The organism is Streptomyces sp. Y20, from assembly GCF_043195475.1.
Lineage (GTDB): Bacteria > Actinomycetota > Actinomycetes > Streptomycetales > Streptomycetaceae > Streptomyces.
Genome location: NZ_JBIDDP010000006.1, coordinates 290,147 through 316,912 on the forward strand (window position 1 = coordinate 290,147; position 26,766 = coordinate 316,912).

The following is a 26,766-nucleotide window of genomic DNA, read 5'->3' on the forward strand; positions in this document are numbered from 1 at the left end:
CGGAGAGGAAGAGTTCAGGGAGCCGGGGAGTCCGGGGAGGTGGAGAGCAGGTCGACGCTGCCGTCGAACTGCCACAGCGGATTGGGTGCGTCTCCGGTCGAAGTCCGCACCAGGAAGTAGCCGTTCACTTCCTTCGGTCCGTCGCCGTCGGCGACGAACCGCCCGTCCGCCGTGATGTCCAGCTGGTAGACGGCCGACCCGGTGGCCGCGACGCCCGGCAGGTGCCAGGAGACGACGCACCGCCAGTCGTTGCCCGGGCCCCGGGCGCCGTCCTGGACACCGGCCTTGGTGCACGCCGCCGAGGTCCTCAACTGCGCCTCGGTGACAGCGGGCCGGTGGAGCTGGTCGGTCTGCATGCGGTACAGGTGGGCGAACTCGGTGGCGAGCGAGTGCTGCACCTTGGCCCGCTCGATCCCGGAGCCGGTGGCCGTGGTCGCCGCCGCCAGGACCGCGACCGTCACACCGAGCAGACCCATGAGCGGCAGGGCGGCCGTGGTGAGCGCGCGGCGCGCCGAGCCGTCGTCGGTGGGGTTCGTGAAGTCGCGCCGTATGAAGAGGACATAGGCCAGCGCCGTCGCCGCCACGGCCCACAGGAGGCTGACAACGACACTGATGAGGACCGGGGCGAGCCGCGCCGGGCTGGTGAACAGGCCGTTCCAGGTGAAGAACGCGTCGCCGGGCAGGGCGAGGCGTACGGCGACGGGGAGCGGCAGCATCTGGGCGAACTGCGTCGCCGGCGCGATGACCGCGGGCAGCAGCAGACCCATGGGGGAGCGCCCGAGGGCGACCGACCCGAGGAGCCCGATTCCGGCGAGGGCCAGCGTCGGGGCGAGCACACAGGCCCAGGCGAGCAGGACCGTGCCGGCGGCGTCTCCCGGCGCGAGCACACGGCCGTCCAGGCCGACCAGTGGCTGGTCGCCGACGGCCACCAGCCCGCCGACCGTGCTGGAGACGGCCGGCCCGGCCACGAGCAGCAGGATGACGGTGACGCCGGCCAGTGCCTTCGCAGCGAAGATCCGCCGGGGCGAGCGGACGGCGACGAGAAGGTGGCGCCAGGTGCCGAGCCGGTCCTCGGCGGCGAACACGTCACCGGCGACGACGGAGGTGAGCAGCGGAAGCGCCCAGGTACCGGCGAAACCGAGGGTGACCAGCGGCCCGGCCCACCCGGTGGCGTGCATCCAGCGGCCGAAGAGGGTGTCCGTGGGCAGCGTGCTCTGCGCGCTCACCCCGGCCACGAAGAGCGCCGGCGCGATCCAGCAGGCCAGGAGCAGGAGGCGGATCCGCCACTGGGAGAGGAGCTTGACGACTTCGAAGCGGTAGCTCCGGGCGACTGTGACGCGGCCTGATGCGGTGCTATGCGCTTGCGCGGTGGGTACGGCGGTGGGGGCGGAACTTGCGGCGGGGGTCGTGGTTGCGGTCATCGGCCGTTCTCCTCCTGCCGGGCGTCCGCCCTCTGCTCTTGGGCCCCGGGCTTCCGCTGCTCGGTCAGGGCCAGGAACGCCGCCTCCAACGGGGAGACGACCGGGGCGAGTTCGCGCAGTGCGATGCCCTCGTGGACGAGCCGTGCCACCAGGTCGTCGAGGGCGGGCACCGGCGCGCGCACCAAGAGCACCTCCCCGCCCCGCCCCGCCGCGGTGCCGCCGGACAGGCGGACTCCCGGCGTGCGGGCGGCCAGCCGGCGTGCGCGCTCCGGGTCGGACGTCATCACCCGGTAGTCGAGTTCACGGTTCTCGGCGGCCAGCTTGCCCAGCGGCCCGGAGAAGACGATCCGCCCGGTCGCGAGGATGGTGACCTGCGAACACAGGGCCTCCAGGTCGTCCATGCGGTGGCTGGAGAGCACGACGCTCGTCCCCTCCCGCGCGAGCCGGGTGAGAACACCGTGGACGTGCTTCTTCCCGGCCGGGTCCAGGCCGTTGGAGGGCTCGTCCAGGACGAGCAGCCGCGGCTTGGTGAGCAAGGCCGCGGCGAGGCCGAGCCGTTGGCGCATGCCCAGGGAGAAGCCGCGGGTGCGGTCGTCGGCGACGTCCGTGAGTCCCACCTGTTCCAGTGCGTCGCCGATCCCGGCCGACCGCCCGCCGTCGCCCCGCAGAGCGGCCAGAGCGGCGAGGTTCTGCCGGGCGGTGAGCGAGGGGTACAGTCCCGGCCCGTCCACGAACCCGGCGACACCGCCGGGCGCTTCGAACGCCCGGCCCACCGGCGTGCCGAGGACCTCCAGATGCCCGCTGTCGGCCACGGCCAGGCCGAGAAGGAGGCCGAGCAAGGTGGTCTTGCCGGCGCCGTTCGGACCGACCAGAGCGTGGATCTGTCCTTGCGTCACATCCAGGTCGACGCCGTCGAGCGCGACGACATCGCCGTAGCACTTGGTGATGCCGCGAGCCCGGATGGCGAGCTGTGAGTCCATGAGCCCCTTCTTTCGGGAAGCCACATGGACCCTAGGAAGCGCACACGACGCTGACGGGGAGCACCGGTTGAACGCTCAGGGAACGGAATCCCAAACGGGAGTCAATGGACGCCCGCCGCGCCGATGGGCGTGGTCGTCACGCTCCGGCGGGCCGACGGGGCGTCAGCGGCCAGGGCAGTCCTGGTCCGCAGTGCATGGATCGTGGTGGGGTGCGGCCGGCTGGACCGTGGCGGTTGTGTCGTAGGGGATCGATGACCTCCTGCACCGGCTTCGCCCGAGCCGACCGGAACGGTCCCGCCCACGCGCCCGTCCGCACCCGTCCGCACCCGGCCGGTCCCGCCGGAACCCTTGACGCCGTCTGCGGGCCGGGCGGGCACCGGGTGGCCGGGGGATTCGAAGCTGCCGATGCGACTACTGGGTCTTTTGGGGTAAACGGGGACCATGTTCTTCTTCAGTAACCGGATCGGTTGTCTAGGTTCCCTGCTCATCAGCGCGGTAGCTACCGCCATCCTCTACATGATCGTCGCCCACTGACTCAGCCGTTCAGCCGCTGGGGCCGGTGATGAGGTGCGAGTGGCAGTGGGCGACGACCGGGGCCTGCCCGGCGATGCGGGAGCGGTGTTTTTGTCAGGGGCGGTAGGCGCCCTGCACCGACTGGCCGAGCAGGTGGAAGCGGCCGCCGTGGCACGCGCCAGGGAGCAGGGATGGTCCTGGGAGCAGATCGGAGACGCCCTCGGCGTGTCCCGCCAGTCCGTCCACGCCAAGTACGGGAAGTGAGACGACAGTGTTCGAACATTTCGCAGCCGGTGCCCGCACGGCAGTCAGCTCAGCGGTGGAAGAGGCCAGGCTGCGCGGCGACCGCCGCATCGGCACCGAACACCTCCTCCTCGGTGTGCTCAACGAGCCGGGCTCGGTCACCGTCCGGGCCTTCGGAACCGACGTGGAGACCGCGCGGTCCGCTCTCGCCGCCCTCGACCGGTCCGCACTGGCCGCGATCGGCATCGACGTCCAGGGAGTCGAGCGCCCACCGATCCCTGCCTCGCGCAAACGCACACCCTTCACCTCCGGCGCCCGCTCGGTCCTGCCACGCGCCCTCGCCGAGGTGAGGAAGACCGGCAGCCGGCGCATCGCACCGGAGCACCTGCTGCTCGCACTCCTCGAGTGTGAGAAACCGGATCCCGCGGCAGATCTCATGGCGCAACTCGGGATCGACCGCGCCGCCGTACGGGCCCGCATCCGGCAGCCCGGTTCCTGAGACGTCGGTCGGCCGGCGGAACGGCCGACCCGGCGCGGCCACGGCCTCGCCCGGGCACAGCGTGCTGGAGTACGCGTCCAGGTGGGCGTCGTAGTCGTCCGGGGTGACGGCCGTGGATGAGCAGCCAGCGTCCGCACTCCCGCCCGAGACCGCCCCAGGGGCTCACCTACGGAGTCGCCCGGCCTGCTGACCAGCGGCCGCTGGACGCACCGGAGCGCTGCGCGGACGGCCGAGCGGGTGGGGTCGTCAAAGACGCGGCAGGCCGACCGGGCCTCCTGACGTGCGGTACGCACGATGCCCTCGGCTCGATGTTCGTGCCGAGGGCATGGAGTGTCCGGCTCTCGATCAGCAGCAGGCGGCGTGGACCAGGGTCGCCTCGCTGCCCAGGCGGGCGGCGCGGGTGTCCGGGTACATCGTGGTCTCGCCGTCCGACCAGCGGACGACGAGGTCGTCGGTACGGCCGTTGCCGGTGAACTCGCCGGTCGTCATGACCGTGTCGTGCTTCCAGAGGTCGTTCCTGGCCAGGACGCGCTGTTCCCTGCCGAGGCCCGACGTGCCGGTGCCGGCGTAGTCGTCGAGCTCGCCGTCGGTCCAGCGCACCATGAGGTCCCACTTGGCGCTGCCGGAGTACTCGCCGGCGGTGAGCAGGGTGGCACTCCGCCAGGTGTCGTTCTTGCCCTTGAGCTTGTGCTCCTGGCCGAAGGTGCCGGCGCCGACGTTCGTGTAGAGGGTGACCTCGCCGTCGGTCCAGCGCACGATCAGGTCGGTGACGTGCCGGGAGGAGCCGAAGCGGCCCGCCGCGATCTCGGTCGCGTCCCTCCAGAGGTCGTTGGGCTTGATCATCTGGGTACCGGCCCGGTTCAGGCCCTTGGTGCCGACATCGCCGTACAGCGTCACCTCGCCGTCGGTCCAGCGCACCAGCAGGTCGAACCGGTCGGAGCCGGTGAAGTCGCCCGCGGTGATGGTGACCGCGTGCTTCCAGGTGCCGTTCTTGCCCAGCAGCCGCTGCTCACCGGTGAACCGGCCCTTGCCGTCACTGTCGTACAGCGTGGCCCCACCGTCGTCCCGCACCACGATCATGTCGCTGTGGCCGTTGCCGTTGAAGTCACCGGAGGCCATCAGCCTGGCGTGCTTCCAGGCCGAACCGGTTCCCATGGTGTACGGCAGGCGCGGCTGCCGGTACGGACCGTAGTCGGGGTTGTGCCCCTTCTGGGCGTCGGCGTAGAGCTTGAAGAAGCGGTCGCCGTACAGCGGGCTGTAGCTGATCTCGTTGTACCGGTGGTCGGTCTGCGGTACGTCCGGGCCACCCTGCATGAAGCCGCCCACGTTGCCGATGATCGTGCCGGTGTTGCCGGTGGCGTCGAGCGTGGAGAACCACGGCCCGCCGGACACCCCGCCCCACATGCCCCCGCAGTTGATCTGCATCTGGTAGTAGCCGGACAGCGCGGTCGTGGAGACGTCGGGGCAGCGGACCGCTTGGTCCTGCGGGTTGTGCGCGATCTTCGGGTAGCCGATGACGGTCGCCCGGTTGGCGTAGCCGGGCGTACGGGCGAGCGTGTTGGCGCCCACGACGTCCTGGACGTTCTTGCGGCCGTTGGGCTTCAGGCTCGCGAAAGCGTAGTCCAGGTCGGAGTTCTTGCTCTTGTCCGAGGCGTACCGCTTGTCACGGAACCACTTGTCGACCGCCCAGACCCCGTTCGGCTGCTGGGACGCGCTCTTGGTGTGGTCGTACATGGGCACGAACATGGACTTCGCGCCGACACAGTGCCCGGCGGTGAGGATCAGATTGTGCCCGTCGCTGCGCACAACACTGGCCGAACAGCGGTGGCCCTTCACGCCCGCGCCGGTGGTGAAGATCGTGCCGACGGACTTGATGCCCTTGAAGTGCTGGGCGGTGACGCCGGTGGCGGAACCCTGCTGCCGGGCCGCGGCCACGTTCTTGGGCGGGGCGGTGCGGCCCGAGGGGTCGGTGGCCGCGGCCAGACGCTCGGGCGTCCAGAAGCGGATGGCGTCCTGGGCCGTCCAGTCGCCGTCGGCGGCCGGCACCGGCGTGACGGAGGCCGAGGGCTCGGCCGCGGAACCGGCCGCGAGTGTCGGCGCGGGGGCGTCGCCGTGCGAGGGCACCGACGCGGTGGGCCGGGCCGGCGCGTTCGGCGCCGGTCCGCCCGGAACGGGGGCGGCGGTGCCGGCCTGAGCCGCCGCGGCGTTGCCCAGCAGCGTCGCGGCGCTCAGCGCGGCGACCGCCCCGAAACGTATTCGTCTATCGAGCACTTCTGGTTTTCTCCTACTGAGGCAGGCCGGACGGCGGCACGAGGACTCGAAGCCAGGCCACTGCCACCCGGCAGACGGCAAGCCGCTGTGGCGGACTCCGACGCGTGATCTTCCGCCGACGGCCTGCGCCGCGTTCATGGCGCACCCCCCGGTGCATTCCCCCGTGCCGCCGTGCGGCGGCTGTCGACCGACCGTGGTCAGCGGTCGCAGCGACCATGATCGCACAGCCGCCGTACGCGTGAGGTACACGTCGGTTGACGTGCTGCTCCCCAATGCCCATGCTTCTCATCGCAGTTGTGGCGAGCCCAGCTCGATGCCGGCGCCGCACACCTGCGCCCGCACATGACGCCCCTTCGCATCCGTCATCTTGACGATGGAGCCGTCCTTGGTGTGCGGGGGCACCACGGTGATGCTGGGGTCGTACTCGGCCGAGACCTCGCAACCGTCGCCCGGAGCGGCCGTCGCCTCGTAGAAGAGCGGGAACTCGGCGGTATGGCCCGGGTTCAGTTCCAAGTGCACTGCTGCGGCGCCCTTTTTCGGCTTCCCGTCGGCCGACGGCCCCTTGCCGATGTACACGTCGACGTCCGGGTAGCCGTCGAAGGCGCAGGTCTTCGATCCCTTGTTCTCGGCGCTCAGCGTGGCCGCCGGCGCGGTCTGCTGCCTGCCGGGCAGACGGGTCATCGTCCAGCCCAGCTGGGACGCCCGGCATACGGCGGGACGAGCGTCGGACGAGCCGTGGTCGCTGCCGCAGGCCCCGGTCCCCAGCAGTGCCAGCAGGCCGAGAGCGGGGACTGCCAGTGTCCGCCGTGCCATGAAAATTCCCCTGGTGAAGGCACCCCTGCGGGACCCGGCGCCACCGCTCCTGCCTCACCGCACAGCTAGACGCGGGCAACGCGGGCGAGGTTCCGGACACTCGTCCGTCCATCGTTCGAGGTCAGCCGCGCACGTGCAGTCCGAAACCCGTGCGGCCGGCCGGTTCCAGACCCTCCTTCAGGTGCAGTGAGGGGATCTCGTAGTCACCGAAGTTCTGCCGCCGGAACGCGATCGGCTCGGTCGACTCCAGGGTGAGCAGGCGCTGCTCCCAGGCCTTGGCGGCGTCCGTGTAGTCCTCGCCGGTCATCCGGTCGGTGCCGTACAGCACGAACGGCGGCAGGACCTCGATGCCCGGGTAGTAGAGGATGCCGTGGTGGATCGGGAACAGCAGGTCGTCGATGGGGCCGTTGATCCCGCGGGCGGCGTAGTGCGGTTCCGGGCCGCCGGCGGTCACCGACAGCAGAGCCTTCCTGCCCGCGAGGGTGCCTTCGCCGAAGCGCTCGCCGTACCTGGTGTCGCTGTGCTCGCCGACGCCGTACGCGAAGTGGTAGGTGAACACCCGGTCCACCCAGCCTTTGAGGATGGCGGGCATCGTGTACCACCACAGCGGGAACTGGAAGATGATCGTGTCTGCCCACAGCAGCTTCTCCTGCTCGGCGAGGACGTCCGGGGTGAGCGTCCCGGCGTCGAAGGCCCGCCCCGAGTCCAGGGCGACCCTCAGCGGATTCGAGGCGTGCGGGCCGTAGTCCGCGGCGTCCACGACCGCCTTCCAGTTCATCGCGTACAGATCGCTCACCCGTACCTCGTGCCCGGCGTTCATCAACGTGGACACCGCGAGGTCCTTCAGTGAGCTGTTGAGCGACTTCGGCTCCGGGTGGGCGTAGACGATCAGCGTTTTCATGGGAACTCCTCCGGATCGGATGCCTTCGATGGTGGACGCCGCGGCGCCCGGTGTTCAGGGGCGCCTCTTCCGTCGGACGGGAGTTCCTGGTATCGGCAGGGCCACCCTCACGGCCAGCACCGAGGCGATACTGGACGCATGGACGATCTTGCGGGCTTCCTGCGGACCCGGCGTTCCCGGGTCGACCCGGCGGCCGTCGGCATTCCCACCGGCAGCCGCCGCCGGGTCGAAGGGCTGCGCCGCGAAGAGGTCGCACACCTGTCCGGAGTCAGCGTCGACTACTACGTACGCCTGGAGCAGGGCCGCGCGACCCAGCCCTCCGAGCAGATCCTCGACGCGCTCGCCCACGTCCTCGGCCTCGACGAGACCGAACGTGCGCACCTCTACCGGCTCGCCCGGCAGCGCCGCCGCCGCACGAAGACGCCGGGCGGCCGTGTCCGGCCGGAGCTGCTGCGCGTCCTCGACCTGGTCGCCGGCGCACCCGCGCTGATCATGAACCACCGCCTGGACGTGCTCGCCGGGAACCGCCTCGCCGGGCTCCTCTTCGGCCGGCCGGTGCCGGGCCTGAACACCGCACGGCACATCTTCCTCGAAGAGGCCGAGCGCGGCCTCTACGCGGACTGGGAGCAGTGCACCCTCGACGTGGTCGGGCACCTGCGCCTGGCCGCCGGCAAGTACCCCGATGACCCCGGCCTGGCCTCGCTCATCGGAGAACTGGCGATGGGCAGCGAGCGCTTCCGCCGCCTCTGGGCCCGCGCGGACGTACGTGCCCGCACCCATGGACGCAAGGCGTACCGGCACCCGCTGGTCGGACTGCTGGAACTGCACCAGGAGAACTTCGCCCTGCCGGACGCATCGGGCACCGAACTGCTGGTGCTGTCCGCGGCTCCCGGCAGCCCCGCCGAGGACGGGCTGCGCCTCCTCGCGGGCCTGGACACGGCCGGCGGTGACGCGCGTGCCCCGGTGAAGGCTCAGGTCCGCGAGTGACTCTCGCCGTGCACGCCTGGGCGCGCCCCCGTGCGGCGGTACGCCCCCTTCATGGCCGAACGGCGTTCGGGGGCGATCGGCCGGCGATACAGGGGACGCCGGGTGCCGGAACGGCTGCCGTAGCGTCCATGCCGCCCCGGGGCGCGGCATACGATGAGCCGGCGGGCGCGACGCGGGAGGGGACGAGGTGAGCGGGGCGGGGAACGGGGCCGGGGGACCACGGCCGATGCAGATCTCGTCGTGGCAGCAGGCCGAGCACAACGCGGCCCGCTGGATGCGGCACTGGGGGTACACCGACGCCACCGCGCGTCCCGGCGGGCCCGACGCGGGCATCGATGTCCGGGCGCGAGGCGCGCTGGGGCAGGTGAAGTACCAGGCCGCCCAGGTGGGACGGCCGGATCTCCAGCGCTTCGTCGGTGCGCGGCCCAAGGGGTCGGCGGCCCAGTTGATCTTCTTCACCGGCAGCGACTACACGCCGACCGCCGTCGCCTACGCGCGGGAGTGGGACATCGCCCTGTTCCGGTACAGCCTCGACGGCACGATGACCCCGGTCGACCAAACCGCCCGCCGGGTCCACCGCCGGCCCGCCTCCGCCCCCACCGGCCCGCCGGCCCGACCCGCCCCCGAGCGGGCGCCGGCCGCCGCCGGGGGCTTCTGGCAGCGCCACTGGCGCGTGGTCGCCGGCGTCCTGTTGCTGATGGCCCCGCTGGGCTCGATCGGCGACGAGAAGACCTACACCGGCCCGCCGGCCGCGGACGTGCTCAAGTTCATCGGCATCCTGGCCGCCTGCTGGCTCCTGGGCGCGTATCTGCTGGCCACCCGGGGCGATCGGCGCGTGCGGGTGTGGACCCGCCCGTTGCGGGTGCGGGTCTCCCGGGACCGTGCGCCGTCGGACCGCACCGGTGCCTTGTCCGCGCTGACCGCACCTGTGCCGCGAGCACTGGTGACCGAGGCGGCCCGGCTCCTCTCCGCCGGCCGCGGGCAGCACCGGGTCGACCGGATGCTCCGGGAGCACGGGATGGGCTTCCTGGAGCGCGGCCGGATCCTCACCGAGGCCAAGAAGCTGGCCGGACGCCGCTGAGACGGGCCCGTACCGCGGCCGCTACCGGGCCCCGGCCACCCCGGCCGGCCGAGCGGCCCGCGCGCAGGATGCCGGCACCCGCCTTCGAGGTCAGCACGCAAGCGTGCGGAGCTGTAGCGCTCCAGGTCGAGTCAGGGCTGCGGTTCATGAACCCTCGCAACCCTTCTTTCCCCAACACATCCTGGTGTTATCGAACGAGGTCGCCGAGGCGTGCAGTCCACAGGGTTGGGAGACCTCTTGTGCGTACGCCCATGGGGGTTACCGTGGTGGTGTGGCTTCCGAACCGACAGCACCGGCCGATGCGGTCCCCAGCGCGATCGAGTCCGTCAGCGTCCTGAGCGAGGACTCGCGGCGGCGTATGTTCGCCTTCGTGCGGCGGGCCGGTCGTGCCGTCACCCGGGACGAGGCGGCCGCCAGCGCCGGGATATCCAGCAAGCTCGCCGCTTTCCACCTGGACAAGCTCGTCGACGCGGGTCTGCTCCGCGCGCGTTATGAGACGCCCGGCGGGATCCGCAAGGTCGGCAGACGGCCGAAGGTGTACGAGCCCAGTGGCGCGCAGATCACCGTGAGCATCCCCGACCGGCGCCACGAGTTCCTGGCGGACCTTCTGCTGGAGGCGGTCCTGGGTGAGGGGGCGGGTGAGGATGCGGCGCAGGCGGCGGTGCGGACCGCCGGGCAGCGCGGCCGGCGGCTGGGGGAGGCGGCGCGGGAGGAGACCCGTCCGGGTCGCCTGGGTCCCGAGCGGGGGCTGACCGCGTGCGAGCGGCTGCTGGACGCGTACGGCTACGAACCGGTGCGGGAGGCTCCCACCCGGCTCCGGCTGCGCAACTGCCCGTTCCATCCGCTGGCCGCGAAGGCGCCCGGCCTGGTGTGCGGCATGAACCAGGCCTTCCTCAGCGGTTACCTCACCGGCCTGGAGGTCCGCGGGGTCCAGGCCGTGCTGGCCCCCGAGGCCGGCGAATGCTGCGTACGACTGTGTCCCACCGACACCGATCGTGATGACCGGCCGGCCCAGGACCACTGACGCGAGGCCGGCCGCCCGCTCCCGCGGGCCACCGCCCCGACGCACGACCCCGCCCGCGGTGGAAGGACAGGTGGACCGGGACTCCCCCCTACCGCGCGGACTTACCCATGACCGGTGCTCGGCGTCCGGCCGAGCTGGGGGAGACGCCCGTTCTGGCGTTCCAACCGGAGCATTGCCATGTTGATCAAACACATTCTGAACAATTCCGTCTTTTCCGCGGAGCCGGTGGCGCATTCCACCACCGGGCCCACGACGACCGCCGGTGACTTCGGCCTGCTGCTCATCAGGCTGGCCTTCGGCCTGCTGATGGCCGCGCACGGGGCCCAGAAGGTCTTCGGACTCTTCGGAGGCCCGGGCCTGACGGCGACCGGCAAGGGGTTCGCGGCCCTGGGCTACCACCCGGGGAAACTCTTCGCCGTGATCGGCGGACTGTCCGAGTTGCTCGGCGGTCTCGGTCTGGCCCTCGGGCTGCTGACACCGCTCGCGGCTGCCGCCCTGATCGGCGTCATGATCAATGCGATGGCCACGGTCACCGGCGCCCACGGCCTGTGGGAAACGGACGGCGGCGTGGAATACAGCGTCTGCATCACCGTCGTCGCGCTGGCCGTCGCCGCCATCGGCCCGGGCCGGCTGGCCGCCGACCGCCCGTTCCGGTGGGGTAAGGGCGGCTGGAACGAGGCGGCTTTCGCCCTCGGCCTGGGAGGCATCGCCGCCGCGATCACACTCACTCTGTAGACGCAGAGGACCGGCTCACCCGGACCTCTCGCGAGGCACCTCTACGTGCTCTTGGCTCGCCCTGATTTCCCATCCCGAGCTGAGCGACGCCAGGGGTGCCGGCCCGGAGGGGCCGACGGTCCCACCGGCCGAGGCCACCGGTTGGATGGACGCCGCCCAGGTCGAACGGGCGCTGCGGCACAGCCGGGACTTCCTGGTGGCCGCGGGGCTCGACTCCCGCGTGCTGCGCGGCGAGCGGCCCACGAAGGCGATCGCGCCGTTGAGCCCGCACCATAGGGACGTCCAGCAGTATCTCCGTACGGCCCTGTCGTCGACGGCGCCCGCCCCTGAGACCGACCCGCTGCTGTTGTTCAGCCGCTTCCGGCCGCAACGGGCCCGGCTGGTCGGTGACGTGGTCAAGACGCGCGGTCGGCTGGCGTACCGGGAAGGGAAACGGGGGGCGGTCGAGGCGACGGCGGACGTCACCTGCGTGTACCCGGTCACCCCGGTGGGCGACGGCGGACGGGACGCCGAGGTCCGCCGTACGATCGTGCGGCGCGAGGTGGTGATGAGCGGGGACGACCCGGCCGAGGTCGTCGCCGAACCGGGCACGATGCCCCTGGTCTCGTATGCGCTCGACATGACCGACGGCGGCTGCTCCGCCCGGACCGGCTGCTTCCTGCCGCCCTTCGGCGCGGCCGACGAGAACCCTGCCGACGAGGCCCACCAGATCGATCCGTATGACCGAAGCGAGCCGATCAACGGGAGCAACGGCCCGACGGCCAAGGTCAACGGCTGTGCGACCGCCACCCGTTCCTAGGCGTCGTCTTCGAACTCGGCCTCCGCGGGCCCGGTCCCGCCCTCCTCATTCGGCCTCGGCGACATGCTTCGCGTCGTCGAACCGGAGCAGGTCCCACCGGGAGCCGTCGTGGACGAATTCGTTGATCGAAGTGGCCGCGGGTGTGGCGTCCGTGAACAGCACCGGTGGGACGACGTCCAGCAGCGCTGACATCACCGCGACGATGAGACCGGCATGGCACACCACCATGACCGTACCGCCACGGTGACCGGACATCAGGTCGTTGACGACACGGCCGGCCCGGGTCCGGAGCTGGTTCCACGTCTCCCCGCCGGGCGCGAAGGGCCGGTCGGGGTGAACGGTCATGTCGAACGCCCCGTGGATGCGCTGGTACTCGTCGATGGACAGGCCGTCGGCCGCTCCGAAGTCGAGCTCGCGCGCCCGTGTTTCGAGGACCGGTGCCCCGAGGCCCAGGCCGTTCGCCAGCACCTCGGCCGTCTCGCGGGCCCTGCGCACCGGGCTGGTCAACAGCGCGTCCGGCCGCGGTGGTTCGGCTGCCAGCCGGGCCGTGAGCCGCGCGGCCTGTTCCCGGCCCAGCTCCGTGAGGCCGGCACACGTACGCGAACCTGCGATCAGTCTCTTCACGCTGGCATGCGATTGCGCGTGCCGCACCAGCCATACACGGGTAGCGGATTTCCGTCCATGTGCGTACGCCATTCGCGTGGAGGTCCTTGGATCGGCTTGCTTCGCAGGTCAGTTCAGGTCCCAGCCGCCATCGACGGTCAGACTCTGGCCGGTGACGAAACCTGCTTCGGGAGAAGCCAGGAAAGCCACGGCCGCGGCCACGTCTTCGGGACGCCCATGCCGTTTGATGCATTGCCGGGAGAATTCCCGTTGCCGCCAGGACGGATAATCCGGGTGAGACCGCTGTTCGGTATCCAGTTCGATGGAACCCGGTCTCACGGAATTCGCTGTGACCCCGTGCGGGCCGAGCTCGCGAGCGAGAGCGCGGACGAATGCCTCCAGGCCGCCTTTCGCCGCGATGTAGGGGGCGAGTTCCACGCGTCCTACCCGCGTGAGCACTGTGGAAACGGCCACGATCCGGCCCGTTCCGCGCGCCACCAGATGGGGCGTGGCGGCGCGTACGCAGGCGATATGCGCGAGGAGATTGACGTCCAGGGCCTTGCGCACGTCGTCCCACGTGGTGTCCTGCCATGACGTATATCTGTACGCCCCGGCATTGCACACGAGGACGTCGAGCCTTTGACCGCATGCTGCCATGGATTTCCCCAGGCGCTCCACGGTCTCCTCATGCGTGAGGTCCCCGGCCACCGTGGCGAGAACGTCCGCACCGGCCGCTGAAACCCGGTCGGCGGTGTCGGCGAGCCCCGAGTCCCTTGTCAGATGGGTCAGCACCAGATCATGGGTGGCGGCCAGCCGTACCGCGATGGCGGCACCGAGGCCCGATCCCGCCCCCGTGACCACGGCGACGCCCCGAGACGACATCACATTCCCCTTCCGCGGCGCGGTTGATCGCCCGTTCGATCCTGCCACTCAAGACGGGCCGATCACCCCCGTTATCCGGCCATTCCGGCAATCACCGTTGTTGGCCGCGAAAACCCTGAGGCATTCTGTGGGTCCGGATCAGGCCGACGAAGCCGGAGGTATTCAGTGGGTGCCATGGACGCAGAACGTCGGACGAATGCTGATTGTCTGGAAAGCATCAAGGAGGTCGTCGCCGGCGGTGTCAGCAGCAGTATGCGGGCGGCGGCCGTCCCCGTGCCGCTCGTCGTACGGCGCGCCGACGGCTGCCTGCTCCGGGATGTCGAGGACAACGAGCTCGTGGACTTCAACATGGGCTATGGCCCCCACCTCTTCGGTTACGCCGACCGCGATGTGGCCGACGCCGTGGCCGACCAGTTCACCAAGGGCCATATGACCGGCCTGCCGCACGAGCTGGACGCCGAGGCCGGATCCCTCATCGCCGAACTGGTGCCGGGCGTCGAGCAGGTCAGGTTCGCCAATTCCGGTACGGAGGCGGTCGCCTCCGTGCTGCGGCTCGCCCGCGCCACCACGGGACGCTCACTGGTGGTCACCTTCGACGGGCACTACCACGGCTGGAGCGAGACCGTCCTGCGGGCGGGCAGCAAGACCACGTTCCAGATGGAAGGCGCCCGGCCGACGGACGTTGTCCCCGGGGCGCCGGGCATGATCCCGGAGGCGCTCGCGCACACCGCGCAGGTGCCGTGGAACGACGCCGAGGCCGTCAAAGAGCTCTTCGCGCGCGACGGCGGCCGGATCGCGGCCGTCATCCTGGAGCCGGTCCTGACCAATGCCGGTGTGATTCCCCCCTTACCCGGCTTTCTCGAACTGCTGCGCGACCTCACCTCTCGCAGCGGCGCGATGCTGATCTTCGACGAGGTGATCACCGGCTTCCGGGTCGCCCGCGGAGGCGCTCAGGAACTCTACGGCGTCGAGCCGGACCTCACGGTCCTGTCCAAGGTCATGGGCGGCGGATTCCCCGTCGCGGCCTTCGGCGGGCGGAAGAACGCGATGCGGATGCTCGCCACGAACGAGGCGTACCACGCCGGCGTCTACGCCGGGAACCACGCGGCCCTCCGCGCGGTCGTCAGCATGCTGACCAAGATCCGCGCACTGCCCGGCCTGTACGACGAGTTGGAGGGCGTCGGCGCCGGAGCGGAGAACGCCCTGCGCGAGATCTTCGCCGCGGAGAAGCGGCCCGTGCACATCAACCGGGTCGGCACCCTGATGTGCGTGGCCCTGCTCAAGAAGCCGCTGGAGAAGAACGACACGCTGCGCGACCTCACCGAGGCCATCGACTTCTCCCGGCACCGCCGGCTCCAGGTCCTGGCCCAGAGGGAGGGCGTCTACTTCCACCCCAACGCGCTGGAACCGTGGTTCCTGAGCACCGCGCACACCGGGGAGGTCCTGGACAAGGCGGCGGGGGCACTGCGACGCGGGCTGACCGAACTCGGATGACCGCCGCGCGCGCGAAGCTGCTCTCCCTGCTGTACGAGCAGGGCGCCCGTCCGGGGGACAGGCCGCTGCTCAGCGACGCCTCCGGGACCACCAGCGCCGGCCAGCTGGTCGAACGCGTAGACGCCAAGACCCGTGCCTTACGTCGGGCGGGCGCCGGGCCGGGCGCACTCGTGGGATCCGTCGCCTGGCCCGCGGCCGAGTTCGTCAGCGACGTGTTCGCGATCATTGCCACCGGGGCGGCCGCCGTTCCGCTCTCGCGCCGGACGACACCGTGGGAGCTCCGGCGGATCCGGGACCGCTGCGCACTGGACTTCCTCTCGGCCCCGCACGAGTCGCCGCTGGCCCTGCCGGTCACGGCCGCCCACTGGGGCGCGCGGACGCTGAGCGGTGTCCGGGAACCCGGCCGGCGAGCAGCGCGGCACCACGCCTTCGAGGAGGCGGCGACGGCGCAGATCACGTCGGGCACCACCGGGTACCCCCAGGTCGCGCTGCGCTCCGCCGCCGCCCTGCTGGCCGAGGCGGAGAGCTACCGTACGGCCCTGGGGCTGGGGCCGGAGAGCCGGCTGCTGTGCCCCGTACCCCTCCAGCACGCGTACGGCTTCGGGCTGTGCGCCGTCGCCGCGACCCTGGCGGGTGCGCCTGTCCGCTATCTGACGCCCGACAAGCCGCGTCTGCTGCTGCGTGAGCTCGCCGCCGCCGACGTGACGCTGTTCGTCGGTGTGCCCCCCCTGCTGCGCCTGCTCGCCAAGGCCGCCCGCGCCCTGCCGCACGACGGCCGCACGGTCGGGTTCCTCTCCGCCGGCATGGCGCTGGACGCGCACACCGCCGAACTGGTCGCGACCCGGCTGGGCGGGCACGTAGGCCAGGTCTACGGGACCACGGAGACCGGGCCGATCTGCGTGAGCAGCCCCGCCCCGTGGCAGCCGGGCGCCTCCGGACCCGGCGTGCCCCTGCCCGGTGTGGAGGTCAGGCTGTCCCCGGTCCCGCAGATCGCACGGGACGGTGCCGACGGCGCCACCGCGCTGCCGGGAGAAGCCGTGCCGGGGCGAACCGTGCCGGGGCTGGTGACCGTCACCTCGCCGTCGATGATGCTCGGTTACGCCGACGGGGAGAGCGTCGACGCGACCCCGCTGCGGGACGGATTCACCACGGGCGACCTGGCCCGATGGGAAGGGCGGGAACTCGTCCTCGCCGGGCGCCTGTCCACCAGCATCAACGTCGCGGGCGCCAAGGTCAGCCCCGAGGAGATCGAAGCCGTCCTGCTCGCCTTCCCGGACGTCGCCTCGTGTCTGGTGTCCGGGGTGGACGATCCGGTGCTCGGGCAGCGGATCAGCGCGACGGTGACACCCGGCACGGTCGACCTCGACAAGCTGGACCGCTTCTGCCGGGAGCGGCTGTCGCCCTCCTGCGTCCCCCATGCCTTCGCCTCCGTGGCGGAACTGCCGACCACCGAGACCGGGAAGGTCATCAGGCCACGGACCGGTCAGTTAAGGAACCCTGAGAGTGAGAACTGACAACATCTTCCTGGCCGGGACCGGGGCGTACATTCCGCCCAGGGTGAGCGTGGAGGAGGCGGTCCGGCGCGGCGCGTACGACAGGGAGCGGATGGATGCCTGCGGGTGGCGGAACATCGCCGTGGCCCAGGGCACTTCCGCGCCGGACATGGCGGTGACGGCCGTCCGGCAGGCGGTGGACCGCTCGGGCCTCGGCCCGGACGACATCGACATCCTCATCCACTCCTGCGCCTACCACCAGGGCCCTGACGGCTGGTCGGCGCCGCACTACATCCTGCGCTCCACCCTCGACTCCCCGATCCCGGCGCTGACGGTGGAGCAGGGATGCAACGCGTTCCTCGCCGCCCTGGAGATGGCGGCCCAGTACCTGCTGTGCGCGCCGTCCCGCAACGGTGCCGTGGTGAGCAGCGCGGACAACTTCGGCGCCCCCTCGGTCGACCGGTGGTACGCGCACCGTGACGCGGTGCTCGCCGACGCGGCCACCGCGGTCGTCCTGTCGAAGCGGCCCGGCTGGGCCGCGCTGCGCTCCATCGAGTCGGTGTCGCTCCCCCAGTTCGAGATCCTCAACCGCGGGCACGATCCGATCTTCCCCCCGGCGGTCACCACCGGGCGGAAGCTCGACATGAACGAGCACCTGGAGGCGATGGTCGAGGAGCTGGGCCCGAAGGCGTCAGAGATCGGTCAGGAGTACGCCGCGAGCGGTGCGAAGCTGATCGAGCAGGTGACGGGCGAGGCGGGCATCTCCGTGGCGGACCTGTCGAAGGTGCTCCACCTCGGGGCGGGTACCGCCGACTTCCTCGACAGCCACCTGCGGCCGATGGGCCTGGACGCGTCGCTGGGCGACGTGGAGTTCTTCCGCGACACGGGGCACGCGGGCGCCGCCGACGTCGGGCTCCAGCTCAACCACCTCGTCGAGGACGGGCAGGTGAGCGCCTCGGACCACCTCCTCCTGCTGAGCGCCGGACCCGGACTCATGGTCACCGCCGCGGTGGTCACCGTGCTGGAGCCTCCCGCCCGGCGCGCCGCGGGCACCGAAGGGGGCCGGGCGTGACGAGTCCGGGAGCCCCGCGGGAGCGGACCGCCGGGCGTGAGGAGCCCATCGCCGTCGTCGGGCTGAGCTGCCGGTACCCCGGTGACGCCGATTCCCCCGACGCCTTCTGGGAGCTCCTCGTCCAGGGCCGGGACGGCATCGGCGACGGAGCGGAGCGCTGGGCGCCGTACGCGGACACCGGGCAGGAGCACGCGGCCGTCGTACGGAACACCACGAGCCGGGGCGGCTTCCTCGCCGACATCGCCGGTTTCGACGCGGAGTTCTTCGGTGTCTCGCCGCGCGAGGCCGAGCTGATGGACCCGCAGCAGCGGCTGCTGCTGGAGCTGGCCTGGGAGGCCCTGGAACACGCGGGAATCCCGCCCCTCGGCCTGGCCGGCAGTGACTGCGGCGTGTTCGTCGGCGTCGGTTCGGACGACTACGGGCGCCGGCTGCTGGAGGACCTGGCCCGGATCGAGGCGTGGACCGGCATCGGCGCGGCCCTGTGCGCCACCGCCAACCGCATCTCCCACAGCCTCGACCTGCGCGGCCCCAGTCTCGCCGTGGACACCGCGTGCTCGGCCTCCCTCGTCGGTGTCCACCTGGCCCGCCGCAGCCTGCTCTGCGGGGAGTCCGACGTGGCGCTGGCCGCGGGGGTGAACCTCATGGTCGCGCCCGGCCTCTCGGTGACTCTGGACCGTGCGGGCGCCACGTCACCGGACGGCCGCAGCAAGCCGTTCGACGCCTCGGCGGACGGCTACGGCCGGGGGGAGGGCGCGGGCGTACTCGTCCTCAAGCGGCTGTCGGACGCCGAGCGGGCGGGGGACCGCGTTCTGGCGGTGATCCGCGGCAGCGGCGTGAGCCAGGACGGGCGCACCGCCGGCATCATGGCGCCCAACGGCGAAGCACAGGCCGACCTGCTGCGCAGGACGTACACGCGCTGCGGCATCGCCCCGGACACCGTCGACTACGTGGAGGCCCACGGCACCGGGACGATCGCGGGCGACCCGCTGGAGGCCGGTGCGCTCGCCGCGGTGTTCGGCGCGGGCCGGCCCGAGGGCAGCCCCTGCCTCATCGGCTCCGTCAAGGGCAACATCGGGCACCTGGAGGCAGGCTCGGGGATCGCCGGAATGATCAAGACGATCCTCGCCCTCGTCCACGAGGAGATCCCGCCCAGCGGGCACTTCCGCGCCCCCAGCCCGCGCATCCCCTGGGAGGAGTCACGGCTCAGGGTGACGCGTGAGCTCACCCCGTGGCCCCGTGGCGGCCGTCCCCGCCGGGCGGGTGTCTCCAGCTTCGGCTACGGCGGCACCATCGCCCACGTCGTCCTGGAGGAGGCACCGCAACGGCCCGAGCCGTCCGCCGCGTCCCGGCACGACCCCGCCCTGCCGCGCCTGTTCCCGCTCTCCGGCCGGTCGGGGGCGACCGTCCGGCAGGACGCGGCCCGGCTCGCCGACTGGCTGGACGGACCGGGCGCGGGCGTCGCGCTCACCTCGCTCGAGCAGGATCTGTGGTCCCGGCGCAGCCACCTGGAGTGCCGCGTCGCCGTCGTCGCCGCCGGCCACGCCGAGCTGGAGAGCAGGCTGCGCCGCTTCGCCGCGGGTACCGCCGGTGACAGCGCACCCGGTCTCGCCGAGGGCACGGTGGCGGGCGAGGGCGGGGGCCGGGTGGTGTGGGTGTTCTCCGGGACCGGCGCCCAGTGGAAGGGCATGGGGCGTGAACTGCTCGCCACGGACACCGTGTTCGCCGAGGTGATCGACAGGATCGGGCCGGTCTTCGCCGAGGAGATCGGCGCGACGGCCCGTCGGATGATCGAGGACGGGGACGTCACCGGTGTGGACATCGCCCAGACGATGATCTACGCGGTCCAGATGGGTCTGGCCGCCGTCTGGCAGTCGCTCGGGGTGAGGCCCGCGGCCGTCATCGGCCACTCGATGGGGGAGATCGCGGCCGCCGCGACGGCTGGAGTCCTGTCGCTGGAGGACGGCGCCCGGCTGGTGTGCCGCCGTAGCGTCCTGCTGCGGCGGGTGGCCGGCGCGGGCGGCATGCTGATGATCGGCCTGCCCGCCGACGAGGCCGCCGCCCGGCTGGCCGGCACCGACGCCGTGGTGCCGGCGGTGCTCGCCTCGCCCACGCAGACCGTGGTGGCCGGCGCGGTGGCGGAGATCGACGCCCTGGCGCTCCAGCTGGCGGGGGACCCGGACCTGCTCGTGCGCCGGGTCGACAGTGATGTGGCCTTCCACAGCCCGCAGATGGACCCCTTGACGCGGGAGCTGGCCGAGGCCGCGGCCGAGCTCACCGTCAACGCCCCCCGGATCCCTCTCTACAGCACCGCGCTGGACGACCCGCGCGACGAGGCTCCCCGCGACGGCGCCTACTGGGCGGCCAATCTGCGCAGCCCGGTACGGCTGTCCGGGGCGGTGGCCGCGGCGGCCGAGGACGGGTTCAGGACCTTCCTGGAGGTGTCGGCCCACCCGGTGGTCCGGCACTCCGTCCAGGAGACGCTGGACACGGTCGGGGCCGACCGGCACTGCGTCGCCGCGTCCCTGCGCCGTGACACCGGGGAGCGCGAGCAGCTTTTGGCCAACGCGGGGACGCTGTACTGCCACGGCGTCACTTTCGACCGGCCCCCGGCGCCGGACGCGGAACCTCTGGCACTTCCGACGCGGAGCTGGCGGCACCAGCGGTACTGGCGCGACCTGCCGGTCCGCAGGGCCGACCGCGGACGGCACGACACGACGAGCCGCACCGTGCTGGGACCGCGTACCACCCTGGCCGGGACCACGCCGCTGGACCTCTGGCGCACCCGTGTCGACCTGGAGTCCCGGCCGTACCCGGGCAGCCACACCATCCACGGCGTGGAGATCGTCCCGGCGGCGGTCGTCCTCCAGACGTTGCTGGACGCCGCGGGGCGGGGCGAGGGGCCGTACGGCCTCACCGACGTGTCGTTCGACCTGCCGCTGACCCTGGCCGCGCCCCGGGACGTCGACGTGACCGCACAGGACGGCGTGGTCCGCCTGCTGTCCAGGACCACCGGCCCGGACGATCCTGCCGCCGCCGATCCGGATACGGGTGATGCGGGTGCGGACGGGCAGCCGTGGCTGACCCACGCGACGGCCGTCGTGTCCGGCGACCCCTCGCCGCCGCCGCTCCCGCCCGCCGACGCCGAACCGGGGACGGTGCTTCCCCCGGACCGGATCGTCGCCGCCCTCGCCTCCGTGGGCGTACCGGGCATGGCCTTCCCCTGGCGGGTGGAACGGTTGGAGCGCGTCCGGGAGGGGCTGCGCGCGGACGTCGTCGCGGGCGACGGGCCGGCCTCCGCCCCGGCTCCGTGGGCCCCGCTGTTCGACGCCGCGCTGTCCATGGCGGCCGTCGCCTTCCCCGGACCCGCCGCCCTGCGGGTGGTGGCCGGCGTGGGCCGGGTGTGGGCCACGGGCGGACCGCCGTCCCGCGCACGCGTCGAGGCACGCGTCGAAGGCCCGGTCACCGACGCCGACGGCACGGTGAGCGTGCGTATCGCGGCGGAGGACGGGCGAACCGTGGCCGTGCTGGCCGGGGTGCGGTACGCGGGCGCGGAGGACCGGACGCGTCCGGGCGCACCAGGGGAACTGCTGTTCCGGATGGACTGGACGCCGCTGCCCCTCGACGGCTCCCACACCTCTCGGCCGCTGGTGCTGGTCGGCGCGGACGGGGAACTGCAGTCGGCACTCCGGGCCACGGCCGAGGGCCTGGGGATCGCGTGCCTGGCGACGCACGATCCGGACGGTCTCGCAAGCCTGCGCGATCAGGTGTCCCGACCCGTGGACGTGATCCTGCTGCCGCTGACGGACCGGCCGGGGCAGGAGGCCGGGGAGCGCGCGGTGCGGGAGGCGTGGCTGCTCGCGGGTGCGGCGCAGCGGCTCGGCGCATGGCCACCGGGCACGGCCAGACTCTGGTCGGTGACCTCCGGTGTCCGCGAGGCGGGCCGTCTCGAGGCCGTGGCTCAGGCGGCGCGGTGGGGTCTGGGCAGGGTCGTCGGGGGCGAACACCCCGAGCTGTGGGGTGGGACGCTCGATCTCGCCCCACGGCCCACGAGGGACGACCTCGTCACCGCGCTGGGCGTCATCGCGGGGAACCCGGGGGAGGACGTCGTCGCCGTCCGGGAGGGCGGGGCCCGGGCGAGCCGGCTGGTCCGCTCCGGCGCGGGCGCGGACCACGCCCCGCTGCGGTGCCGGCAGGACGCCACCTATCTCGTCACGGGCGGTCTGGGCAGCCTGGGCGGCGACATCGCCCGGTGGCTCGTGGCGCGGGGCGCGCGTCGCCTCGTACTGGCCGGACGCGGTGCCCTGCCGCCCCGGTCGGAGTGGGACGCCGTCACCGACGGAGTCCAGGCGCGCCGTATCGGGACCGTTCGCGGGCTCGAAGCGCTCGGGGCGACCGTACGGGTGGTGTCCGTCGACCTGTCCGACCCCGAGGCGGCGGCGGCCGTCCTGACCCCGGACGCTCTGGGCATGCCGCCGATCCGCGGGGTCGTCCACGCCGCCGGTGTGCTGGAGGACCAGCTCGTCGACCGGCTCGGCGTGGACGCCCTGACGGCGGTGATGCGGCCGAAGGCCGGTGGCGCCCTGACTCTGCATCGGCTCTTCCCGCCGGGGGCCCTCGACTTCCTGGTCCACTTCTCGTCGTGCGGGCAGTACCTGGGTCTCACCGGCCAGGCCGCCTACGCGTCCGCCAACGCGTTCCTCGACGCCATGGCCGCCTACGACCACAGCCTCGGTGCCGTCGGCAGCATGAGCCTGGCGTGGACGTCCTGGCGGGGCATGGGCATGGCGGCCAACGCGGCGGTGGACGCCGAGCTGGAGGCCCATGGGGTCGGTGACATCACGGCGTCCGAGGCCTTCGGCGCCTGGGAGCAGGCCAGCCGGACCGGCGCCGCCTGTCTCGCGGTGTTGCGCACCGTGCCGCTCCCGGCCGGCGCGCGCCGACCGGGCCTGCTGCGCGACATCGCCGATGACGGACCGACGCCGCGGGAGGAGACGATCGGGGCCCGGGACCTCGGGGAGCTGTCCGAGGACGCGCTCCGGGCCCTGCTGCATGAGCAGACGGTCTCCGTCATCGCCAGCGAGATGAAGCTGGATCCGGCGGAGCTCGATCCCGACCGGTCACTGCTGAGAACGGGGATGGACTCCGTGATGGCGATCGTCATCCGCCGCCGGCTGGAACGGCTGCTGGAGCGCAAACTCCCGGCCAATCTGGTCTGGCACCAGCAGACGGTCACGGCCATCGTGGACTACCTCGTATCCAGTACCCGCTCCTGAGCACTCCTCGAGCCGCGGGGCGAACTCACGGAAGGGAACCGATCCCGGTCGGCCGGCCCGCGACGCGGCCGGCCGGAATCCAGTCCGCCGTGAACCCGGCCTCCTCGGCGGGGGCCGGACGGCACGGGTCATCTGTATCCCGGAGCCGCCGGCGGCTAGCATCGCGGCGTGCTGCGTGACGCGGACCGGAGGCGGGGTCAAGGTGGGCTGGACGAGGCGCCGTTGGCGTTGGACTGCCGGATCACCGGCGATCCGGCGGGCAGACCGGTGGTCCTGCTGCACGCGCTGGGGAACACCGGACGGAGCTGGGACCGGCTCGTCTCCGCGCTGGTGCCCCAGGGGCACCGGGTGATCGTGCCGGACCTGAGAGGACACGGGCGGAGCCCCAGGGCCGGCGACTACACCTTCGAGTCGATGTACCGGGACGTGATGTCCCTGCTGGACCGCCAGAACCTCGGCACCGTCGATCTGGTGGGGCATTCCATGGGCGGTCATGTCGCCTGGCTCGTCGCCCAGCACCATCCCTCCAGGGTCCGCAGGCTGGTGATCGAGGACACGCCGCCGCCCCCTCGGGACGCGACGGCTGAGGCGCAGCTGCGGGCGCGGCCGAGCGGTGACCGGGCAGCCGTCATCTCCCTCTACCGGGAGTTCCGCGAGCTGCGCAGGTCGGGAGAGCTGGACAGCGCCACCGTGCGCCCGGTCATCGACGGCCTCAGGAAGGCGGACCCCGGGTGGTGGCGGCGGCTCCGGGAGGTCACCGCCGAGACGCTGGTGATCAGCGGGGGGCTGTCCAGCCCCGTGCCCCGGTCGCTGCTGGCCGAGGTCGCCGAGGCGGTGCCGCACGGGCGGCTGCTGGCCATCGACGCGGGCCACTACGTGCATCGCGCCGAGCCCGAGCGCTTCTGCGGCGAAGTGGCCCGCTTCCTCGGATGACCCGAGGGCCCGTATCCTCGGACGCCCCCGTCACCGGCTCCCGTCACCGGCCTCGCACGAGGGGACCGTTCGCGCCCCTGGCGTGCTCGTAGGCCGACTCCACGACGAGCTGGACCTCCAGGGCGTCCCTGGCGCTCACCTTTCCGTGCGGGGCGGCGGCGCCCGTCAGCAGGTCGAAGTACGCCGAGATCGCCGCGAGTTCGGGTCGTGCTCCGGCGGCCTCGACCGTGCCGTCCGCCAGCCGCAGCTCGTTGCGGCGCAGATCCAGGACATGGTCACCGTCCGCGGTCGTGACGGTGACCGACGTCTCCAGTCTGCGCGCGGCCCGATCGATCCGCAGCGTCGTCGGCACGCCCTGGCACGACAGCTCCAGCCGGACCCGCTCCTCGACGTCCGTCGCGTCCACCTCGCACGCCACGACGTCCGACCGCCCGAAGACCGTCATGAGCAGATCGATGGCATGCGGCCCCAGATCCAGGAGCGCGCCCCCGCCGGCCCGCCGCGCGTCGCCGTACCAGGGCGTGCAGGCCCGCCACACCCTGTTGCCGGGAGTGGCGATGGTGAAGTCGGCACGCTGTGCGCCGGACCGCGCCACCTCGGCGAAGGCCTCCAGCAGCGGGTGGAATCGGAAGGGCATGTTCACCCCCAGCAGCTTCTCGGCCGCCGGATGGGCCGCCATCCGCCGCGCCTCCTCCACCGTGGCGGCCAGGGGCTTTTCGCACAGCACCGCGATGCCGGCGTCCAGTGCCGCCAGAACCGGCTCCGCGTGCGCGTCGTTGGGCGTACAGACGCTGATCACGTCCGGCCGAGTCTCCTGGACCAGCCGGTCGACGCGGGTGCCGGTCCACACCCGCGGCCGGTCCGCCGTCAGCGCCCGGGCCCGCTCCACGTCGGTGTCCACCACCCCCACCAGCTCCAGGGCGTCCCGGGCGTCGACGCAGGGCAGGTGGTAGCGCTGGAACACCCTCCCGCAGCCCACGGCCGCGAACCGGACTCTTTCACGGGTCATCGGTCAGCCCCTCACTTGTGCGAGGGCGTGCTCGCCGCACGCCTTCGCCGTCTCGACCACGAAGTCCGGGAAGGTGGCGCCGAGGTGTTCGCGGTCGTACGCGGCGATCATGGCCCGCAGCTCGCTCTCCAGCCGGTCCGAGAGCCCGGGCGGGTTCTCGTCCGCCAGCAGCAGCCCCGCGTTGAGGAAGGCGACGAGGAGCCCGGCGAGCCCCTGGTCCCAGCGGCGCAGCCGGCCCAGCAGGGGGCGCAGGGACTCGGCTCCGGTGCCGCGCCGGGCACGGACGGCGTCCGCGATGCTCTGCGCCAGGAACGGCACCTCGTTCTCCTTGCGGTCGTTGATCTCCGAGGAGACCCGGCTCCAGGCCGTCCACAGGTGTTCCACGCGTTCGTCCTCGACGCGGTAGTCGCGGCGGGCGTGGCGCAGCACATCCCAGGCGGCGCCCTCCACGCCGGGGATGTCGGGCTCCTCGTACCGTGTGGCCTTTTCGTAGATCTCGGTTCCGCGGAGCGCGATGGCCCGGTTGATCAGGAAGAACGGGTTCTCGCTCTCGTGCACCCGGGCGGCCACGATGAACTTCAGGTTCTCCCAGAGTTCGTCGAGGGTCGTACCCGGCTCGATCATGATCCAGCCGGGTTCGAGTTCGATGCCCTCCTGCTTGAACATGCGGGCGGCGTCGAAGTTGTACTCCACGGTGGTTCCCTTGCGGAACCGCTTCATCATGCCGGGTGACCCGGTCTCCATGCCGAGGAGCGCCAGGTCCATGCCGGCCCGGCGCAGGGTGCGCAGTGCCTCCCGGTCGATGAGGCCGGTGTCGACGCGGAACTCGCAGTGGAAGGAGATGTCGAGGTTGCGGCGGAGGATCTCCTCGGCGAATCCGACGGCGTGGTGGTAGCCGTCCTGGAAGGCGCCGCCGAAGTTGTCGTCGTTGAACCAGAGGAACCGGGTGCCGAACTCCCGCTGGAGATACTCGATCTCGTCGACCGCGTCCTCCACCGGCCGTACGCGCCAGTACCCGTCCACCACTCCGGGTTGCCGCGGCGCGTAGCAGAAGGTGCACTTGGCGTGGCAGCCGCGGCTGGTGTACGTCGACGCGCGCGGCGTGGGGATGCCGTGCCTGCGGTGGTGGACGAGCAGGTCGCGGGCGGGCCACGGTTCCTCGGCGAGGTCGGGGAGCCTGGGCACGCCGCTGCTGCGGACGCGGCCGTCCTGCCAGAACCACAGGCCGGGCACACCGCGCCAGTCCCGGCCCGCGGCCAGGCACTCCATGATGCCCTCCACGGTGAGTTCGCCTTCGCCGAAGGCCACGCAGTCGGCTTCCGGGATGCGCTCGGCTATGAGTTTGGCGTTGTACGTGCAGAACGCCCCGCCGATCGCGACGAAGACGGAGGGATCCGCCTCGCGGACGCAGCGCAGCAGCCGGACGGCGTCGATGATGTGCAGGTCGTACATGATGCTGATGCCGACGAACTGGGGCCGCTCGCGCCGGATCAGGTCGACGATCGCCTCGTCGCTGGGGTTGCGTCCGTGCAGGTTCAGCGCCCGCACCGAATATCCGCAGGACCGCAGATGACCCGCGATGCAGGCCACACCCAGGTTCTCGCGGACCCGCTTGTAGAACAGCCGCATCGCCGGGTCGAGGGACAGGTATTCCTCATCGTTGATCAGGACGTTCTGGTTGTTCAGGCTCGCGGCGCCGGTGGGGATCTCCCGGGGGGTCAGCAGGACCACATCCGCCAT

The 26,766-nt window shown here is 72.1% G+C and carries 21 protein-coding genes; 12 read left to right on the forward strand and 9 right to left on the reverse strand.

The window, feature by feature from the left end:
- Positions 1 to 14 precede the first annotated feature (14 nt).
- Both ACGFT1_RS18090 and ACGFT1_RS18095 read right to left on the reverse strand, forming a co-directional pair.
- Entirely contained in the window at positions 15 to 1,421 is a 1,407-nt protein-coding gene (locus tag ACGFT1_RS18090) for an ABC transporter permease (protein WP_373909959.1), read from the reverse strand.
- Positions 1,418 to 2,401 carry an ABC transporter ATP-binding protein gene (locus ACGFT1_RS18095; RefSeq protein WP_373909960.1) on the reverse strand — a complete coding sequence of 328 codons (984 nt, stop codon included), beginning with the start codon at positions 2,399 to 2,401 and terminating at the stop codon, positions 1,418 to 1,420. The genes ACGFT1_RS18090 and ACGFT1_RS18095 overlap by 4 nt, the downstream gene beginning before the upstream one ends.
- A 573-nt stretch (positions 2,402 to 2,974) precedes the next feature.
- Between ACGFT1_RS18095 and ACGFT1_RS18100 the strand changes: the two genes are divergently transcribed.
- Positions 2,975 to 3,178, forward strand: a complete 204-nt coding sequence (locus ACGFT1_RS18100; RefSeq protein ID WP_373909961.1) for a helix-turn-helix domain-containing protein — start codon at positions 2,975 to 2,977, stop codon at positions 3,176 to 3,178.
- 7 nt (positions 3,179 to 3,185) lie between these two features.
- Entirely contained in the window at positions 3,186 to 3,656 is a 471-nt protein-coding gene (locus tag ACGFT1_RS18105; protein WP_373909962.1) for a Clp protease N-terminal domain-containing protein, read from the forward strand.
- A gap of 345 nt (positions 3,657 to 4,001) precedes the next feature.
- Here ACGFT1_RS18105 and ACGFT1_RS18110 read toward each other — a convergent pair whose 3' ends face one another.
- The 3 genes from ACGFT1_RS18110 to ACGFT1_RS18120 form a co-directional block, all read right to left on the reverse strand.
- Entirely contained in the window at positions 4,002 to 5,927 is a 1,926-nt protein-coding gene (locus ACGFT1_RS18110; protein WP_373909963.1) for an FG-GAP-like repeat-containing protein, read from the reverse strand.
- Between the two features lie 285 nt (positions 5,928 to 6,212).
- Positions 6,213 to 6,740, reverse strand: coding sequence for a DUF4232 domain-containing protein (locus ACGFT1_RS18115; protein ID WP_373909964.1), 528 nt, complete (start codon positions 6,738 to 6,740; stop codon positions 6,213 to 6,215).
- A 121-nt stretch (positions 6,741 to 6,861) separates the two neighbouring features.
- Positions 6,862 to 7,641 (reverse strand): NAD(P)H-dependent oxidoreductase, encoded by a 780-nt coding sequence (locus tag ACGFT1_RS18120; protein ID WP_373909965.1) that lies wholly within the window; start codon positions 7,639 to 7,641, stop codon positions 6,862 to 6,864.
- 138 nt (positions 7,642 to 7,779) lie between these two features.
- Between ACGFT1_RS18120 and ACGFT1_RS18125 the strand changes: the two genes are divergently transcribed.
- The 5 genes from ACGFT1_RS18125 (at position 7,780) to ACGFT1_RS18145 (ending at position 12,267) form a co-directional block, all read left to right on the forward strand.
- Positions 7,780 to 8,628, forward strand: a complete 849-nt coding sequence (locus tag ACGFT1_RS18125; protein WP_373909966.1) for a helix-turn-helix transcriptional regulator — start codon at positions 7,780 to 7,782, stop codon at positions 8,626 to 8,628.
- 226 nt (positions 8,629 to 8,854) lie between these two features.
- Entirely contained in the window at positions 8,855 to 9,709 is an 855-nt protein-coding gene (locus ACGFT1_RS18130) for a restriction endonuclease (protein WP_373909967.1), read from the forward strand.
- Between the two features lie 271 nt (positions 9,710 to 9,980).
- Positions 9,981 to 10,733: a helix-turn-helix transcriptional regulator gene (locus tag ACGFT1_RS18135; RefSeq protein ID WP_373908040.1), complete on the forward strand. Its 753-nt coding sequence runs from the start codon at positions 9,981 to 9,983 to the stop codon at positions 10,731 to 10,733.
- A gap of 177 nt (positions 10,734 to 10,910) precedes the next feature.
- Positions 10,911 to 11,468: a DoxX family protein gene (locus ACGFT1_RS18140; RefSeq protein ID WP_373909968.1), complete on the forward strand. Its 558-nt coding sequence runs from the start codon at positions 10,911 to 10,913 to the stop codon at positions 11,466 to 11,468.
- A 145-nt stretch (positions 11,469 to 11,613) separates the two neighbouring features.
- The gene (locus ACGFT1_RS18145; protein ID WP_373909969.1) at positions 11,614 to 12,267 is read left to right on the forward strand and encodes a hypothetical protein; all 654 of its coding nucleotides are present in this window, start codon (positions 11,614 to 11,616) and stop codon (positions 12,265 to 12,267) included.
- Positions 12,268 to 12,312: 45 nt separating this feature from the next.
- On the opposite strand, the gene ACGFT1_RS18150 is transcribed toward ACGFT1_RS18145, so the two are convergent.
- Complete coding sequence (locus tag ACGFT1_RS18150; RefSeq protein WP_373909970.1) at positions 12,313 to 12,963, reverse strand: histidine phosphatase family protein; 651 nt, start codon at positions 12,961 to 12,963, stop codon at positions 12,313 to 12,315.
- Positions 12,964 to 12,999: 36 nt separating this feature from the next.
- Positions 13,000 to 13,752 (reverse strand): SDR family NAD(P)-dependent oxidoreductase, encoded by a 753-nt coding sequence (locus ACGFT1_RS18155; protein WP_373909971.1) that lies wholly within the window; start codon positions 13,750 to 13,752, stop codon positions 13,000 to 13,002.
- A gap of 174 nt (positions 13,753 to 13,926) precedes the next feature.
- Here ACGFT1_RS18155 and ACGFT1_RS18160 point away from each other — a divergent pair, with 174 nt between their 5' ends.
- The 5 genes from ACGFT1_RS18160 (at position 13,927) to ACGFT1_RS18180 (ending at position 24,017) form a co-directional block, all read left to right on the forward strand.
- A complete protein-coding gene (locus tag ACGFT1_RS18160) occupies positions 13,927 to 15,246 on the forward strand; it encodes an aspartate aminotransferase family protein (protein WP_373909972.1) in 1,320 nt (439 codons plus the stop codon).
- Positions 15,243 to 16,760: a class I adenylate-forming enzyme family protein gene (locus tag ACGFT1_RS18165; RefSeq protein ID WP_373909973.1), complete on the forward strand. Its 1,518-nt coding sequence runs from the start codon at positions 15,243 to 15,245 to the stop codon at positions 16,758 to 16,760. Before ACGFT1_RS18160 ends, ACGFT1_RS18165 begins: the two co-directional genes overlap by 4 nt.
- Positions 16,750 to 17,811, forward strand: a complete 1,062-nt coding sequence (locus ACGFT1_RS18170; RefSeq protein WP_373909974.1) for a ketoacyl-ACP synthase III family protein — start codon at positions 16,750 to 16,752, stop codon at positions 17,809 to 17,811. Before ACGFT1_RS18165 ends, ACGFT1_RS18170 begins: the two co-directional genes overlap by 11 nt.
- The gene (locus ACGFT1_RS18175; protein ID WP_373909975.1) at positions 17,808 to 23,084 is read left to right on the forward strand and encodes a type I polyketide synthase; all 5,277 of its coding nucleotides are present in this window, start codon (positions 17,808 to 17,810) and stop codon (positions 23,082 to 23,084) included. The genes ACGFT1_RS18170 and ACGFT1_RS18175 overlap by 4 nt, the downstream gene beginning before the upstream one ends.
- Before the next feature lie 168 nt (positions 23,085 to 23,252).
- Complete coding sequence (locus ACGFT1_RS18180; protein ID WP_373909976.1) at positions 23,253 to 24,017, forward strand: alpha/beta fold hydrolase; 765 nt, start codon at positions 23,253 to 23,255, stop codon at positions 24,015 to 24,017.
- 43 nt (positions 24,018 to 24,060) lie between these two features.
- Here the strand turns inward: ACGFT1_RS18180 and ACGFT1_RS18185 are convergent, their stop codons facing one another.
- Positions 24,061 to 25,026 (reverse strand): Gfo/Idh/MocA family protein, encoded by a 966-nt coding sequence (locus ACGFT1_RS18185; RefSeq protein ID WP_373909977.1) that lies wholly within the window; start codon positions 25,024 to 25,026, stop codon positions 24,061 to 24,063.
- A 3-nt stretch (positions 25,027 to 25,029) separates the two neighbouring features.
- Complete coding sequence (locus ACGFT1_RS18190) at positions 25,030 to 26,766, reverse strand: radical SAM protein (RefSeq protein WP_373909978.1); 1,737 nt, start codon at positions 26,764 to 26,766, stop codon at positions 25,030 to 25,032.